Origin of the sequence: Faecalibacterium sp. I2-3-92 (genome assembly GCF_023347315.1) — a bacterium.
In the GTDB taxonomy this organism is placed as follows: Bacteria; Bacillota; Clostridia; order Oscillospirales; family Ruminococcaceae; genus Faecalibacterium; species Faecalibacterium duncaniae.
On the sequence record NZ_CP094470.1, the window covers coordinates 1,332,861 to 1,349,175 of the forward strand.

The following is a 16,315-nucleotide window of genomic DNA, read 5'->3' on the forward strand; positions in this document are numbered from 1 at the left end:
CCCCTGCAAAACTTTGGAGAACCGGTTGAGAACAGCCCGGAAATACGGTATACTAGATAAAGATATTATAGCAAATTCACGCCGAAAAGGGGAGGGCAAACCGCATGATCCGCATTCTTCTGGTGGAAGATGATCCGGTGATCCGGGACACTACCAGCTATTTCTTGAAATGTCAGCAGAATTTTGAGGTGGTCTGTGCTGACACCGGCGGCGAAGCGCTGAGCCACGCCCGGGAAAAGTTCGATGTGATCCTGATGGATATCCTTCTGCCGGACACCAACGGCATGGATCTGTGCCAGCGCCTGCGCAGCTGGCACCACTGCCCCATCATTTTTACTTCCTGTCTGGACGATACAGACACAGTGGTACGGGCACTGGAATTGGGCGGCGATGATTTCCTGACCAAGCCCTACAACCACAAAGTTCTGCTGGCCCGCATCATGGCAAACATCCGCCGTGTCCAGATGGATGCCGCAGAGCCCAGCGTCAGCGGCTACCACTGTGCGGCCTTTACGCTGGATTCCAACAGCCATTGCGTGGAAAAGGATGGCCGGAGCATCCATCTGGCCGACATGGAGTACCGCATCCTGACCCTCTTCATCCGGCATCCCAACACCTTCTTTACCGCAAACGAGCTTTACCGGAAGATCTGGGGGAAGGAGAGCCTGGGGGATGTCCGCACTGTGCAGGTGCATATCCATAACCTCCGCAGTAAGATCGAGCCCGACCCCGCCAAGCCTATCTACCTCAAAAATGTCTGGGGCAAAGGCTATATTTTCCGCCCGGAAGGGGAGACGGAAGCCTGAAATGGTGTTGCTGTCTTAAATATCGTTAATCCTCAAAGCACCCGCTTCTTAAGGAAACTTAAGCCGTGGGTGCTTTTTTCTGCTCTGATTTGACCGTTATTTATCAAACAAAGTGGGAAACGGGAATTTCCCAGCGAAGAAACGGCAAAGATGCTTAAGAATTCTTAAAAGACAACAGGCAGACTTTGTGTTAATTTATTATCGAACGAAGTCTGCGCCGTATTGTGGCGGTGCGTTTCGGATAAGAAGGAAAATCAAAGAATAAGAACAGAAAAAGAGAAGAAAGGATCATCCAAGCATGAACAAGATCTCGCGTAAAGGCTTTCTGAAGATCGCTGCTGCCGCTGCCATGTCCGGTGTCACTGCCGGTGCACTGGCTGCCTGCAACGCTGCAAGCTCCTCCACCGCCGCTTCCGCCGGTGCAGCAGGCAGCTACACCCCCGGCACCTACACCGGCACTGCTGAGGGTATTTCCTCTACCGTCAAGGTCACTATGACCTTCTCCGATAGTGCTGTGACCGACGTTGTGGTCGATACCTCCGGCGAGACCGCTTCCTACGGCGCTGCTGCTGCCGAGGAGCTGAAGAACCAGCTGCTGAACGCCGGCTCTGACGAGATCGACGGCGTGTCCGGCTCCACCATCACCTCCGATGCCGTGAAGAAGGCCGCCAAGAGCTGCTTTGCACAGGCAAAGGGAGAGGCAACTGTAACTTCCGTTCAGCTGCCCACCGGTGACGAGACCGATTGGCTGGGCAAGGAGCCTGACATTGACGAGGCTGCCATCACCGAGACCGTGGACACCGACATCCTCATCGTGGGTGCCGGCAACGGCGGTATGTTCGCTGCTGCTTATGCCGCTGCCAAGGGCCTGAACTTCCGTGTCATCGAGCAGAACGGCAATGTGCAGGATACCCGTCACTGGGTGGGTGCCGTGGACGGCTTTGGTGCTCAGGAACAGGGCATCAAGATGGATCGTGCCAAGCTGCTGAGCGAGGTCTCTCGCTACGCCTCCGGCAAGTGTGATCAGCGCGTGGTCAAGACCTGGATCAACGAGTCTGCCGAGATGATCGAATTTGTCCGCTCCATCATGGAGGACAAGTACGGCGTGAAGATGATCTACACCTACGGTGACGAGGCCAAATGGCCTGCAGAAAACGCCGAGCACAACACCGATTATATGTACCCCGAGATCGAGTATACCTATGATCGCTCCAGTGGTGCCGCCCGGAACGAGCTGCTGCTTCAGTACATTCAGGAGCTGGGCTACGATGTGGACTTCAAGACCAGTCTGGCCAAGCTGGAAAAGAACAGCGATGGCCGCATTACCGGCATCATCGCCCAGAGCACCGAGGATGACCACTTCATCCGCTACAACGCCAACAAGGGCGTGCTGCTGGCCTGCGGCGGCTTCCCCGGCAACCCCTACATGATGGAGCAGCTGGACCCGCTGGGAACCTCCGTCACCACTGCCTGCTCCTACTCTCCCTCCGATAAGGGCTACGGCATTCGGGCTGCAATGTGGGCCGGTGCCAATCTGGACAAGGAGGCCGCTCCCATGCTGTTTGACCGCGGCATCGTGGCCCCCGGCGTGGATGGCGGCTATGTGGACAGTGACACTGCCTTTGGCGGCAAGGCTTTCCCGGGTACCATCCGTCAGTACAACCCCGGCACCCAGCCCTTCCTGAAGGTGAACCGCAACGGCGAGCGTTTTGCCAACGAGAGCAGCCCCTACAATGACATCGTCTACGCCGCTGCTCACCAGCCGGGCCGTGTCTACGCTCAGATCTGCGATGCCAACATTCTGGAGGACGCAAAGCGTTTCCACACCATCGGCTGCTCTGCCCAGACCCGTAACGGCGGTGAGAAGTACATTCAGGGTAAGATGGACGAGGCGATCGAGGCCGGTGCATTGTTCAAGTGCGATACGCTGGACGAACTGGCTGACAAGATGGGCTTTACTGGCGCTGCCAAGGACACCTTCCTTGCCACTGTGGAGCGCTACAACGAGCTCTACGACAAGCAGAACGACGAGGACTTCGGCAAGCCCGCTTACCGCCTCAGCGCCATCCGCACCGCTCCCTTCTACGGCTGCTGGCTGGGTGCCTCTCTGCTGACCACTGAGCAGGGCATTGCCATCAACGAAAAGGGTCAGGCTCTGGACAACGATAACAAGCCCATGCCCGGCCTGTATATCACCGGCGATATGTCCGGCAGCTTCTTTGCCAACAACTATCCCTGCCTGATGGCTGGTGTTGCCATGGGCCGCACCCTGACCTTCGCCATGAAGGCCGTCAAGCAGATGGCCGGTCTGGAATGATGTCACTCCCCGGAAAATGAACTGAAAACCGCATAAAAATGCAGCGCCGCTGAAGCCCTGAAAAGCTTCGGCGGCGCTGTTTTACGTTTCCCTCTATACACAAAAAATGTCAGGCAGTCCTCAGCACACGGCGCGGCGGGGAGCGGCCAGAGGCTCGATCACCGGCGGGTGCATCCCTTCCCGGTAGTCCAGATCCCCCTGATCCATGCCGCGGAGCAGTACCTCGGCGGTGGCAATGTTGGTGGCAATGGGTACGCTGTGCATATCGCACAGGCGGAGCAGATTCTGCTCGTTGGAGCTGCCGCTGTCGGCCCGGAGCGGGTCGCGGAAGAACAGCACCAGATCCACTTCATCGCAGGCAACACGGGCGGTGATCTGCTGGATGCCGCCCAGCTTTCCGGAGAGGTAACAGTGAACTGGCAAGCCGGTGGCCTGGTTCAACATCCGGCCGGTGGTACCGGTGGCGATGACAGTGTTCCGGGACAGGATACCACTGTAGGCGGTGCAGAACTGAAGTGCAAGTTCTTTGCGGGAATCATGTGCAAGAATGGCAATTGTCATAATTCGCTCTCTCCTTTGTACTAGTGTCGTCATGCGGACATCTGTTTGAAATGGATTGCAGTTGTGGGAAGGACAGTTCCGGGCGCACTTCAGAGCGCCCCGCAGAACTTGTTCCCATACTTTCCAATATAGTTTTACCGCGTCGAAATAGGGGTTGTCAAGGGGAAAATGAGAATTTTTACCCTAATTTCCGATAAAAGTACGACTTTATTTTTGTACAGAATGGAGAAATGAAAAATACATCATGGCACAAACGGAAAAATAATTTTCGAAATTTTGGTCCGAAAATGTTTCTATGACAAAAACAGTCCATCCCTGCAAAACAAAAATACAGGCCGCTGTCCTTCCACGGCGGCCTGTGAGAAAAAACGGAAAAATGTTTTCGCAATTGAACGGTTCAGCGGATCTGGCCGCTGCCGTGAATGATGTACTTGTAGCTGCACAGCTCTTCCAGCCCCATGGGGCCACGGGCGTGGAGCTTCTGGGTGGAAATGCCCATCTCGCACCCCAGCCCGAACTCCCCGCCATCGGTAAAGCGGGTGGAGCAGTTGACGTAGACCGCCGCACTGTCCACCGCCGCCGTAAAGAGGGCGGCATGGGCCTCGTCCCGGGTCAGGATGGCTTCGCTGTGGCCGGTGGAGTGTGCGGCGATGTGGCTGACGGCCTCCTCCACGCTGTCCACGACCTTGACAGCCAGGATGTAGTCCAGGAACTCGGTGTCAAAATCCGCAGGGCCTGCAGGGGTGCCGGGGATGATGGCGGCGGCACGCGGGTCCAGCCGCAGCTCCACCGGGTGCAGCCCCTTTGCAGCGCGGTCAGGGCCCAGCCGCCGGGCCAGCTTGGGCAGAAACTCTGCCGCAATGTCGCGGTGCACCAGACACACCTCCTCCGCGTTGCAGACGCTGGGGCGGCTGGCCTTGGCGTTTTCGATGATGTCCAGCGCCTTATCCTGCTCGGCAGAAGCATCCACGAAGATGTGGCAGATGCCGGTACCGGTCTGGATGCAGGGGACTTTTGCGTTTTCCACACAGGCGCGGATGAGTCCAGCCCCGCCGCGCGGGATGAGAAGATCCACATAGCCTACCGCCGTCATCAGGGCGTTGGCCGAGGCGTGGGTGGTGTCCTCGATCAGGCAGACCGCTGTTTCGGGCAGGTCGTTTGCCCGCAGACCCTCCCGCAGAGCCGTTACAATGGCGTTGGCACTGCGCCATGCCTCCCTGCCGCACCGCAGGATGCAGGCATTGCCGCTCTTGATGGCAAGGGCGGCGGCATCGCTGGTCACGTTGGGGCGGCTCTCGTAGATGATGGCGATCACGCCCATGGGCACGGCGGTCTTTTCAATGACCAGCCCGTTGGGGCGCTCTACCCGGCGCAGAACTCTGCCCACCGGGTCGGGCAGGTCAGCCACTTCCCGGATGCCCTTTGCCATGGCGCTGATGCGCTCCGGTGTCAGGGCCAGCCGGTCCAGCATGACCTCCGAGATGTGCCCTCTGGCGGCTTCCAGGTCGGCGGCATTGGCCTCCAGAATGGCCTGCTGGCGGGCAGGGGAGCAGAGCGCCTCTGCCATGCCCAGCAGGGCGGCGCGGCGCACCTCGCCCGAGGAAAGGCCCAGCGTGCTTCTTGCTGCGCGGGCGGCTTCCAGGATCTCCTGTGTCGTCATGGATCAGCCCTCCTTTCTGCCCGCAAAGCGGGTGCCTGCGGGTCTGCCGTCTGCAATGTCGTAGAGCAGCTCCGGGTGGGAACCGTTGGCAATCACCATGTCCGCGCCCTCTGCCGTTACCATCTGGGCGGCACGGAGCTTGGTGGACATGCCGCCGGTGCCCAATGCGGAGCCTGCCCCATCTGCCAGCGCCAGCACTTCAGGGGTGATGCGCTCTACCACCGGGATGAGCTTTGCGTCCGGGTGGGTGTGGGGGTTGGCGGTGTACAGGCCGTCGATGTCGCTCAGCAGCACCAGCAGATCGGCATGGATGCAGCAGGTGACGATGGCGGCCAGCGTGTCATTGTCGCCGATGGAGGTGATCTCATCAGTGGCAACGGTGTCGTTCTCGTTGATGATGGGCAGCGCACCCAGCTCCAGCAACCGGGTCAGGGTGTTCTGGAAATTCAGCCGCCGTCCCTCGTGCTCCACATCCACACCGGTGAGCAGGATCTGCGCCACGTTGTGGTTATAGGCGGTGAACAGGCGGTCGTAGGTGTACATCAGCTCACATTGGCCCACAGCGGCGCAGGCCTGCTTGGTGGCCATATCACCGGGGCGGGAGGGCAGGGACAGCTTGCCCACTCCCATGCCGATGGCACCGGACGAGACGAGGATGACCTCGTGCCCTGCGTTCTTCAGGTCGCTCAGCACCTTGACCAGATCCTCTGTGTGGCGGATGTTCAGCCGCCCGGTGGAGTGTGCCAGCGTGGAGGTGCCCACTTTGACGACGATGCGCATAAAATTAACCCTTTCCCATTTCCTTTGTCTTGTCGTAGGCAGCAATCACCGCATCGGTCACCGCGCCGCGGAAGCCGTGCTCTTCCAGCACGCGCACGCCCTGAATGGTGCTGCCGCCGGGGCTGCACACCGCATCCTTGAGCTCACCGGGGTGTTTTCCGCTTTCCAGCACCAGCTTGGCGCTGCCCAATACCATCTGGGCAGCGTATTCCTGCGCCTTGGCCCGGGGCAGGCCGCAGGCCACGCCGCCATCGGCCAGCGCTTCAATGAACTGGTACACCCAGGCCGGGCCGCAGCCGGAAACGCTGCTTGCCGCATCGATCAGGGCCTCGGGCACAGCGTCCAGCCGCCCGGCGGGTGCCATCAACTTCAGAAACTCCTGCTCCTCCTCCGCTGTCACATTGGCGGAGCAATACTGGATCATACCTGCCCCCACCGAAGCCGGGGTGTTGGGCATGATGCGGATCACGGGGTAATCTTCCCCCGCCATCTCCTGGATGCGTGCGATGGAAAGCCCAGCTGCCATGCTGCAAAGGATGAAGCGGCTCGGCCGCTCGTTCAGGGTGAACTTAAGCGGAGCCAGCAGAGCCTCCATCATCTGGGGCTTGACCGCCAGAAAGATCAGGTCGGAGCGGCCCGCCACTTCGGCGTTCGTGGTGGTGTTGCAGCCCAGCTCTGCGGCCAGCGCCTCTGCCTTGGCGGTAGTGCGGTTGGCAAGATAAACGTTCTGTGGGTCGGCAGCCTTGCAGACGGCTCGCGCAATGGCACCGCCCATGTTCCCACAGCCTAAAAATCCGATGGTCTTGATCATACTTACTTTCCCTTCCTTTCTCACTCAGAAAGAAATAAATGGAACGCACATTCGTTCCACTCCATCCATTGTAAGCGCCCGGAGCCAGAAAATCAAGAGGAACCTCCCGGAAACCCGGCAAAAAGGTGGCGGGACGGCTGCAAAATGGAGAAGAACGTGAAAAAAATATCAAAATGAGAGATTTTGAACTTGCAAAACGGGGGGCATTTGCGTTATAGTATAAAGGAAGTATTCTTACTTCTCTGGCCCCATAGGGCGGCCACCACGGTCAGCGGCACAGTGTGTGCCGCTGGGAAAGGATGGATCTCGTGTCGCAAACTACAAAAAGGGCGCTGGAAGCATCGCTGAAAAAGCTGCTGCTTCAAAAACCGCTGAATAAGATCACCATCAATGATATCACCGAGGACTGCGGCGTGAACCGTATGACCTTCTACTACCACTTCAAGGACATCTACGACCTCGTGGACTGGATCATGGTCGAAGATGCCGCCAAGGCATTGGAGGGCAGACAGAGCTTTGAGAACTGGACAGATGCCTTTCTGGACATCCTGCATCAGGTGCAGGACAACAAGGTTCTGGTGATGAATGTTTACCGCTCCGTGAGCCGTGAGCAGTTGGAACAGTACTTATATAAACTGCTGGACTCCATGCTGCGGGACTTTGTGGACCGCAGCGCGCAGGGCTTTACCGTGCAGGATTCCGACAAGCAGTTCATCATCGACTTTTACAAATACGCGCTGGTGGGCATGGCGCTGGAATGGATCCGCAGGGACATGAAGGAGGACCCCGTCCGGATGACCGAGCGGCTGAATGTTCTGCTTCATGGCGAGCTTGAGCGGGCGCTCCGCCGCTTCCGCACCGACCGCAGCCCCGCAGATCCTGACGACTGACAATATTTTATCAATCCGGGCACCGTGATGGGTTTTCCATCACGGTGCTTTTTCTGTTTATGGCTTTCCGTTTGACAAAATGTTACAGTATGGTCAGCGCAAAATGAAAGGTGAAAACCTGGAAACCACAGCAAACGGAGGGAATAAAATGTATTATTCCAGCGGGAACTATGAGGCCTTTGCGCGCCCGAAAAAGCCTGCGGGAGTGGATCGGAAATCGGCCTATCTCGTGGGCACCGGTCTGGCGGCGCTGACAGCTGCCTGCTACCTGGTCCGTGACGGTCAGATGAAAGGGGAACATATCCATCTCTTTGAAAAGGGGTCCATCCCCGGCGGTGCCTGTGATGGCTGCCAGTACCCCGGCATCGGTTATGTGATGCGGGGCGGCCGGGAGATGGATGACCATTTTGAAGTCATGTGGGATCTGTTCCGTTCCATCCCGTCGCTTGAGACCGAGGGCGCAAGCGTGCTGGATGAGTACTACTGGCTGAACAAGGCAGACCCCAACTACTCGCTCTGCCGCGCTACGGAAAACCGGGGGCAGAACGCCCACACCGATGGGAAGTTCGGCCTTTCGGATCAGGGCTGCATGGAACTCATCAAGCTCTTTTTTACCCCGGATGAGCAGCTCTATGATAAGCGCATCACCGATGTCTTTGACGCGGAGGTGTTCTCTTCCAACTTCTGGCTTTACTGGCGCACCATGTTCGCCTTTGAGAACTGGCACAGCGCACTGGAAATGAAGCTCTATCTGAAGCGCTACATCCACCATGTGGGCGGTCTGCCTGATCTGCGGGCACTGCGCTTTACCCGGTACAACCAGTACGAGAGCATGATCCTGCCTATGATCCGCTATCTGGAAGGGCATGGCGTGCGCTTCCATTACAACACCAAGGTCACCAACATTGAGTTTGAGCTGACCGGGGGCAAAAAGCAGGCCAGGAGCATCTGCCTGCTGGTGGACGATGAAGCGGAACGGGTGGACCTGACCGAGAATGATCTGGTGTTCATCACCAACGGCGGCTGCGTGGAAAGCACCTCCATCGGCTCCCAGGATCAGCCTGCAGTGTTCAACCCCACGCTCCGGCCCGGCAACGGCTGGGATCTGTGGAAGAAGATCGCCGCGCAGGATGAGGCCTTTGGCCGCCCGGAGAAGTTCTGCTCCGATCCGGAACAGACCAACTGGATGAGCGCCACGGTCACCACGCTGGACGAACGCATCGTGCCCTACATCCAGAACATCTGCCAGCGTGACCCGTTCAGCGGCAGGACTGTCACGGGCGGCATCGTCACGGCGCGGGATTCCGGCTGGCTGCTCAGCTGGACATTCAACCGTCAGCCCCAGTTCCGGGATCAGCCCAAGGGCCAGCTCGTGGGCTGGATCTATGGCCTGTTCAGCAACACGCCCGGCGACTACATCAAAAAGCCCATGCGGGATTGCACCGGCAAGGAGATCTGCATGGAGTGGCTGTATCATCTGGGAGTCCCCGAAAACCAGATCGAGGACCTGGCGGAGCACAGTGCCAATACCGTGCCCGTAATGATGCCCTATATCACAGCCTTTTTCATGCCCCGCACCGCAGGCGATCGTCCGGCGGTGGTGCCGGAGGGCGCAGTGAACTTTGCCTTCATCGGCCAATTTGCCGAGACGAAGCGGGATACCATCTTCACCACCGAGTATTCCATGCGCACCGGCATGGAAGCCGTGTACACCCTGCTGGATATCGACCGGGGCGTGCCGGAGGTCTGGGGCAGCACCTACGATGTCCGCGACCTGCTGAACGCCGCTGTTCAGCTGCGGGATGGCAAACCCCTGAGTGATCTGAAAATGAACTGGATCAAAAAATTCGCACTGGGAAAAGCGGTAGAAAAGGTACAGGACACCGACCTGGGCCGTCTGCTGCTGGAGTATAAGATCATCTGAGCGCCGGGAATTCAGCCCGGCAGGCAGGGAAGAGAGCCCTGTAAAATTCTATTGAATCTGGAGGAAATAAAAATGAATATCGCATTTGATTCTCTGACGCACAAAATGCAGCGTGCTGCACTGGGCAAGACTGTGGATCTCGTGCTTTCTCATGCCGAGAAGGACCCCGCCAAGACGGTTGGACAGATCGTAGATCTTTCAAAGCAGTTCTACGGTAATTCCTTCAGCGAGGAGACCTACGCACACGCCAAGCAGACCCTGACTGACCCCAACAGCAAGTGGTCGAAGCTCATTAACTGTGTGCTGAACCAGCTGGACCCCAACGTGGCCCGCACCACGGCCCTGAACCTGGGCTATGAGGCCTTCTTCCGCGGCACCAAGACCATCCGCGAGAATCGTGTCAAATATCAGTGCAACATTCCCTGGCTGATCCTGTTTGACCCCACCTCTGCCTGCAATATGCACTGCGTGGGCTGCTGGGCCGGTGAGTACGGCCACAAGAACAACCTGAGCTTTGACGATATGGATAAGATCGTCACCGAGGGCAAGGAGCTGGGCGTTTATCTGTACATGCTCACCGGCGGTGAGCCGCTGGTGCGCAAGGCTGATATCCTCAAGCTGGCCGAGAAGCACAACGATGTGCAGTTTGCCATCTATACCAACTCCACCCTGATCGATGAGCCTTTCTGCAAGGAAGTGGTTCGTCTGGGCAATATTGCGTTTATGCTGTCCATTGAGGGCACCCCGGAGACCAACGATGCCCGCCGCGGCGAGGGCCACTATGCTGCCGTTATGCGCGCGATGGATCTGCTCAAGGAGCACGGCATCCTGTTCGGCACCTCCATCTGCTACACCCGCGACAACATCGAAGCCGTTACCAGCGATGAGTTCATGCGTTTCCTCTGCGATAAGGGTGCACACTTCGGCTTCTACTTCCACTACATGCCCGTGGGCAACGAGGCAGCGCCTGAACTGATGCCTTCTCCCGAGCAGCGCAAGTACATGATCCAGCGCATCCGCTATCTGCGCAGTGAAGCCTGCGATATCCCGTTCTACCCCATGGACTTCCAGAACGACGGCGAGTTTGTGGGCGGCTGCATTGCCGGCGGCCGCAACTACTTCCACATCAACTCGGCCGGTGACGCAGAGCCCTGCGTGTTCATCCACTACTCCAATGCCAACATCCATGACAGCAGCATCCTGGAGATCCTGCAGAGTCCGCTGTTCATGGCCTACCACAACGGCCAGCCCTTCAACAAGAACCATCTGCGCCCCTGCCCGATGCTGGAAAACCCCGAGCTGCTGCGCAAGATGGTTCACGAGACCGGCGCCCACAGCACCGACCTCCAGAGCCCGGAAAGCGTCGATCATCTGTGCGACAAGTGCAAGTCCTATGCCGCCAACTGGCAGCCGACCGCCGACGAGATCTGGTCCCATACCAAGATCCGCGAGAGCCGCTACGAGAACTATAAGGATTGGAAGCCCAATCAGCAGTAATTGCAGGTACTCCCCCTGAAATCCCCCTTTTGGTATATCTGCCCTGAAAGCCGAAGCTCCCCCTTCCCCAAGCGCCGAGACAGCGCCGGGAAGGGGGAGCTTTGCGTTTCTCGGCTGCTCTGAGAAAATCATGCGGTAGGAATACAAAAACCGGCCCCGCCTCCCATGCAGGAGACAGAGCCGGTTTTGCGATTCTATTGTGTTTGGGATCACTCGTCGTCGGGGTCGCCGAAGGCATCGTGATAGAGGTTTACCATGCCGGATTCGTCGTTGCGATTCAGGCCGTGGAACACCAGCTTTTTGATGACATCATAGATGACCGCGAAGAGCGGCACGCCGATGATCATGCCCACAAAGCCCCACAGGCCGCCAAACAGCAGGATGGCAAAGAGCACCCAGAAGCTGGAAAGGCCGGTGGTGTTGCCCAGGATCTTGGGTCCGATGATGTTGCCGTCCACCTGCTGCAGCACCAGAACGAACAGCACGAACCAGAGCGCCTTGATGGGGTTCTGGATCAGGATGAGCAGGGTGGCGGGGATGGCACCGATGAAGGGGCCGAAGAAGGGGATAACATTGGTCACGCCGATGATGACCGACACCAGCAGGGCGCTGGGGAACTTGAAGATCAGGCAGGCAATATAGCACAGCACGCCGATGATGGCAGAATCCAGGATCTTGCCGTTGATGAAGCCGCCGAACATCCGGTCAGCGTAACGGACTTCCTCCATGATGAGGTCGGCCCAGCAGGGCTTGACCAAACTATAAAGGATGAGCTTGCCCTGCTGCCCGAACTTCTTCCGGCTGGCCAGCAGATACACCGAAACGATGAGGCCGATGACGAAATTCTTGATCCAGGTCACCACGTTCACCACGCCCACAGCGGCACCGCTGAGGATGTTCTGCATGGAGGGGAGCAGGGTGTTCTTGATCCAGGCATCCAGGTTGGCATCCAGGCTGTCGTAAGAGTTCTCGATGAAGTCCAGCAGCTTTTTGTTGTTGGCAATGAACTCCTGCTTGGAGATCCATTCCACAAAGTCGCCGATGTTGTCCCGCGCCGTGAAGTACAGGGCGGTCACACTGTTGATGAGCTGCGGCACGATCATCATGATCAGCGCGTAGATCAGCAGCAGACCGAACAGGATGGTCAGAGCAACGGCCAGCATGTTGGCAAAGCAGTGCATCCTTTCCGGGAACAGCTTGTGGAGAAATGCTTCAATCCAGTTGCACACCGGCTTGAGCAGATAGGCAATGACACTGCCGTAGATAAAGGGCATCAGGATGCCGGTCAGGGTTGAAACGGCGTTGCCGAAGCCCTGAAAGCGGTAGATCAGGAAAAAGAAGAGGATGCTCAGGCTGATTGCGCCAAAGCCCGCGAACATTCCGTAGAGATAGGGTTTGATATGCGGTTTTTTGTCCATCATGTCATAGAAACTCCATTCCTGCCGCAGACAGCAGGATTCCCTGCGGCAATGTCAGCGCTTGTTGCTCCTGCGCCAGATGTGCAGCTTTTCGGCTTCGGCGATCAGCTCGTCCCGGAAATCGGGGTGTGCCACACTGATCAGTGCCTCTGCCTTCTCCCAGCTGGTCAGTCCCTTCAGGTTCACACAGCCGTACTCGGTGCACAAGTAGTGCACGTTTGCGCGGGTGTCGGTGACGATGCTGCCGTTTTCCAGGGTAGGACGGATGCGGCTCTCCAGCTTGCCGGTCTTTTTATTCATAAAGGTAGAGGACAGGCAGATGAAGCTCTTGCCGCCGTTGGAAAGGTATGCGCCCAGAACAAAGTCCAGCTGACCGCCTGCACCGGAAATGTGCTTGATGCCTGCACTCTCCGCGTTCACCTGACCGAACAGGTCAATATCCACCGCATTGTTGATGGAGATGAAGTTGTCGATGGCGGAGATGCTGCGGATGTCGTTGGTGTACTCCACGGGAGCGGCCATGCACTCCGGGTTGTCGTTCAGGTAATCGTACATCTTCTGGGTACCTGCACCAAAGGCATAGACCTGACGGCCCTTGTCCAGATTTTTGTGGCGGCCGGTGATCTTGCCTGCCTTTGCAATATCCACAAAGGCATCCACATACATCTCGGTGTGCACGCCCAGATCCTTCAAGTCGCTCTGCGCGATCAGGTTGCCGATGGCGTTGGGCATACCGCCGATGCCCAGCTGCAGGCAGGCACCGTCGGGGATCTGCGGGACGATGAGGTTTGCCACCTTCAGATCGACCTCGGTGGCGGCACCGGCAGCGGCCATCTGGCCAATGGGCGGGTTGCTGCCCTCCACAACACCGGCAACCTGGGAGATGTGCACCCAGTTCTCGGTGCCGCCCAGGCATTTGGGCATGTTCCGGTTGACCTCAACGATGATCTTTTTGGCCTTATCGCAGACGGCACCCAGGTGGGAAGCACAGGGGCCAAAGTTGAAATAGCCGTGCTCGTCCATGGGGGTCACCTGGAACACCGCCACATCCACGGGGTCAGAGCTGTCGCGGTAGTAGCGGGGCAGTTCAGAGTAGCGGATGGGGGAGTAGAAGGAGAAGCCCTGGGCAATGGCCTTGCGCTCAATGCCGCCCATGTGCCAGCTGTTCCAGGTCATGTGGGCAGCAGGATCCTCGATCTGGAAGATGGCGGGCACCCACATCAGGATGCCGCCGCGGAAGTTGACATCCTCCAGCTCAGGCAGACGCTTTGCAATGGCAGCGTCCACTGCAACGGGGGTGTTCACGGCCCAGCCGTAATCCACCCAGTCGCCGCTTTTGACCAACGCGGCAGCCTGGTCAGCTGTCATTTTCTTCTGCGCATACAATTCCGTAAAATCCATTATAAACCATCCTCTCTTACAATAACATAAAGGAATTGTAAATTCCAACTTAGTTATATCATTAACAAACGGGAGAATCAATACTTTCCTGGCAAAAAACAGGGCTGAATGCAATATGACTAAAAATCTTAGCTTTTCGTAGAGATTCTTTGGTGTACAAAAAATAAATTTTACACAAAAAATACTTGATAAAATTTTGACGATGTGCTTTACTTATAGCGTAGCAGGATGCAGCGTGGCACTGCGGGTAGGATTGTTTAAAAATTAACGATACACCGTAGCAGAAGAAAAGAACATCTTGCACAGCAAACTGGAAAGTGCTATCATGTCAGAACCAATGCGCTTTTCAAAGGCGCGCAAGGAGGACAAAACCGATGGCAACTGCAGTTTACCCCGGGTCGTTCGATCCGGTCACACGAGGTCATCTCGATATCATCAAGCGCGCGGCAAAGATCAATGATCACCTGATCGTGGCCGTGCTCATCAACAGTGCAAAGCACCCATTGTTCACCGTGGAGGAGCGGGTGGCCCTGCTGCAGGAATGCTGCAAGGGTATCCCCAATGTCACGGTGGAGAGCTTCGACGGCCTGACCGTGGAGTTCGCCAAGAAGCGCCACGCTTCGGTCATGGTGCGGGGCCTGCGGGCGGTAACGGATTTTGAAAACGAGATCCAGTTGGCGCAGACCAATCATGCGCTGATGCCCGGCATCGAGACCATGTTCCTTGCAACCAGCATCAAGTGGAGCTATCTTTCCTCTACCATTGTAAAGGAAGCCGCCCGCTACGGCAGCAGCATCTCCAAGTTCGTTACCCCGAATGTGGAAGCTGCCGTGGAGCAGAAGATGGCCGAGCTGCGCAGCAGGGGAGAGAACGTCTGACCCCCATTCCTTATGCAAGAAACGCTTCGGCGTTTTGATAAAACAGTCTTTCTTAAATCACAACATACACAATCAGGAGGCTATTCACATGAAAAAGATCGTTATCGCATCTGCATGCCGTACCGCCATTGGTAAGTTCGGTGGCACCCTTGCCAACGTCCCCGCTGCTGAGCTGGGCTCCATCGTCATCAAGGAGGCTCTGAACCGCGCAAACGTCAAGCCTGAGCAGGTCGATCATGTTTACATGGGCTGCGTGATCCAGGCTGGTCTGGGCCAGAACGTTGCCCGTCAGGCTTCCCTGAAGGCTGGCCTGCCCATCGAGACCCCCGCTGTCACCGTCAACGTGGTCTGCGGTTCCGGTCTGAACTGCGTGAACATGGCTGCTCAGATGATCGAGGCAGGCGATGCTGATATCGTTGTCGCAGGCGGCATGGAGAACATGGACATGGCTCCCTTTGCAATGATGAAGGGCCGTTACGGCTACCGCATGGGCGCTCCCATGGGCAAGAGCGAGCTGGTTGATACCATGGTCAACGATGCTCTGTGGGATGCCACCGGCTTCAACAAGCACATGGGCATGACCGCTGAGAATGTCTGCACCAACGAGACCTTCCAGAAGAAGTACGGCTACAGCCCCATCACCCGCGAGATGCTGGATGAGTTCTCCTACAACAGCCAGGTCAAGGCTGACAAGGCCATCAAGGACGGCGCTTTCAAGGATGAGATCGTTCCTGTTGTCATCAAGGGCAAGAAGGGCGACACCGTGTTCGATACCGATGAAGGCCCCCGTCTGACCCCGGTCGAGAAGCTGGGAACCCTGAAGCCCGCTTTCACCAAGGACGGCATCGTGACCGCAGGCAACTCTTCCGCCATCAACGACGGCGCTGCTGCTCTGGTCATTATGAGTGAGGAGAAGGCCAAGGAGCTGGGCGTTAAGCCTCTGGCAACCTGGGTCGCCGGTGCTCTGGCAGGTGTCGAGCCCGAGGTCATGGGCCTGGGCCCCATCGCAGCAACCAAGAAGGTCATGGCTAAGACCGGCCTGACTGTTGCTGACATGGACCTGATCGAGGCAAACGAGGCATTTGCTGCACAGTCTGTGGCTGTCAGCCAGGCTCTGAACTTCGATATGAGCAAGGTGAACGTCAACGGCGGCGCCATCGCTCTGGGCCACCCGGTCGGCGCTTCCGGCGCTCGTATCCTGGTCACCCTGCTGTACGCTATGAAGCACCGTGGTGCTCACAAGGGTCTGGCTACCCTGTGCATCGGCGGCGGCATGGGCTGCGCTACCATCGTTGAGATGTAAGCTCCCCCTTTGGAATTGAATTGAATGACAGCCCGCGCCCCGGCTCAGACCGGAGACTCTGCCGGGGCG

13 protein-coding genes are annotated in these 16,315 nt (G+C 57.6%); 7 read left to right on the plus strand and 6 right to left on the minus strand.

Annotated elements, in window-relative coordinates; genetic code table 11:
• Positions 1-104: 104 nt before the first annotated feature.
• Together MTP42_RS06515 and MTP42_RS06520 are read left to right on the plus strand one after the other, a co-directional pair.
• Positions 105-806, plus strand: a complete 702-nt coding sequence (locus MTP42_RS06515) for a response regulator transcription factor (RefSeq protein WP_097772219.1) — start codon at positions 105-107, stop codon at positions 804-806.
• A gap of 298 nt (positions 807-1,104) precedes the next feature.
• On the plus strand, positions 1,105-3,123 hold the full coding sequence (locus MTP42_RS06520) for an FAD-binding protein (RefSeq protein WP_097772218.1): 2,019 nt from the start codon (positions 1,105-1,107) through the stop codon (positions 3,121-3,123).
• Between the two features lie 120 nt (positions 3,124-3,243).
• Here the strand turns inward: MTP42_RS06520 and MTP42_RS06525 are convergent, their stop codons facing one another.
• The 4 genes from MTP42_RS06525 to proC all read right to left on the minus strand — a co-directional run bounded on the left by MTP42_RS06525 (position 3,244) and on the right by proC (position 6,935).
• Positions 3,244-3,684 (minus strand): methylglyoxal synthase, encoded by a 441-nt coding sequence (locus MTP42_RS06525; RefSeq protein WP_005932722.1) that lies wholly within the window; start codon positions 3,682-3,684, stop codon positions 3,244-3,246.
• Positions 3,685-4,081: 397 nt separating this feature from the next.
• Positions 4,082-5,344, minus strand: a complete 1,263-nt coding sequence (locus tag MTP42_RS06530; protein ID WP_249258226.1) for a glutamate-5-semialdehyde dehydrogenase — start codon at positions 5,342-5,344, stop codon at positions 4,082-4,084.
• Between the two features lie 3 nt (positions 5,345-5,347).
• Positions 5,348-6,124 (minus strand): glutamate 5-kinase, encoded by a 777-nt coding sequence (proB, locus tag MTP42_RS06535; protein WP_215665807.1) that lies wholly within the window; start codon positions 6,122-6,124, stop codon positions 5,348-5,350.
• Between the two features lie 4 nt (positions 6,125-6,128).
• Positions 6,129-6,935, minus strand: a complete 807-nt coding sequence (gene proC, locus MTP42_RS06540) for a pyrroline-5-carboxylate reductase (protein WP_249258227.1) — start codon at positions 6,933-6,935, stop codon at positions 6,129-6,131.
• 299 nt (positions 6,936-7,234) lie between these two features.
• On the opposite strand from proC, the gene MTP42_RS06545 reads away from it, so the two are divergent.
• The 3 genes from MTP42_RS06545 (at position 7,235) to MTP42_RS06555 (ending at position 11,246) form a co-directional block, all read left to right on the plus strand.
• Positions 7,235-7,825, plus strand: coding sequence for a TetR-like C-terminal domain-containing protein (locus tag MTP42_RS06545; RefSeq protein ID WP_442899457.1), 591 nt, complete (start codon positions 7,235-7,237; stop codon positions 7,823-7,825).
• 148 nt (positions 7,826-7,973) lie between these two features.
• Positions 7,974-9,749: an oleate hydratase gene (locus MTP42_RS06550; RefSeq protein ID WP_249258229.1), complete on the plus strand. Its 1,776-nt coding sequence runs from the start codon at positions 7,974-7,976 to the stop codon at positions 9,747-9,749.
• A gap of 72 nt (positions 9,750-9,821) precedes the next feature.
• Positions 9,822-11,246 carry a radical SAM protein gene (locus tag MTP42_RS06555; protein ID WP_249258230.1) on the plus strand — a complete coding sequence of 475 codons (1,425 nt, stop codon included), beginning with the start codon at positions 9,822-9,824 and terminating at the stop codon, positions 11,244-11,246.
• A gap of 209 nt (positions 11,247-11,455) precedes the next feature.
• On the opposite strand, the gene MTP42_RS06560 is transcribed toward MTP42_RS06555, so the two are convergent.
• On the minus strand, positions 11,456-12,667 hold the full coding sequence (locus MTP42_RS06560; RefSeq protein WP_249258231.1) for an AI-2E family transporter: 1,212 nt from the start codon (positions 12,665-12,667) through the stop codon (positions 11,456-11,458).
• A gap of 51 nt (positions 12,668-12,718) precedes the next feature.
• Positions 12,719-14,065 carry a butyryl-CoA:acetate CoA-transferase gene (locus MTP42_RS06565; RefSeq protein WP_005932736.1) on the minus strand — a complete coding sequence of 449 codons (1,347 nt, stop codon included), beginning with the start codon at positions 14,063-14,065 and terminating at the stop codon, positions 12,719-12,721.
• A 374-nt stretch (positions 14,066-14,439) separates the two neighbouring features.
• Here MTP42_RS06565 and coaD point away from each other — a divergent pair, with 374 nt between their 5' ends.
• Both coaD and MTP42_RS06575 read left to right on the plus strand, forming a co-directional pair.
• The gene (gene coaD, locus MTP42_RS06570) at positions 14,440-14,943 is read left to right on the plus strand and encodes a pantetheine-phosphate adenylyltransferase (RefSeq protein ID WP_005932740.1); all 504 of its coding nucleotides are present in this window, start codon (positions 14,440-14,442) and stop codon (positions 14,941-14,943) included.
• An 88-nt stretch (positions 14,944-15,031) separates the two neighbouring features.
• Entirely contained in the window at positions 15,032-16,246 is a 1,215-nt protein-coding gene (locus MTP42_RS06575) for an acetyl-CoA C-acetyltransferase (RefSeq protein WP_249258232.1), read from the plus strand.
• Positions 16,247-16,315: the final 69 nt, after the last annotated feature.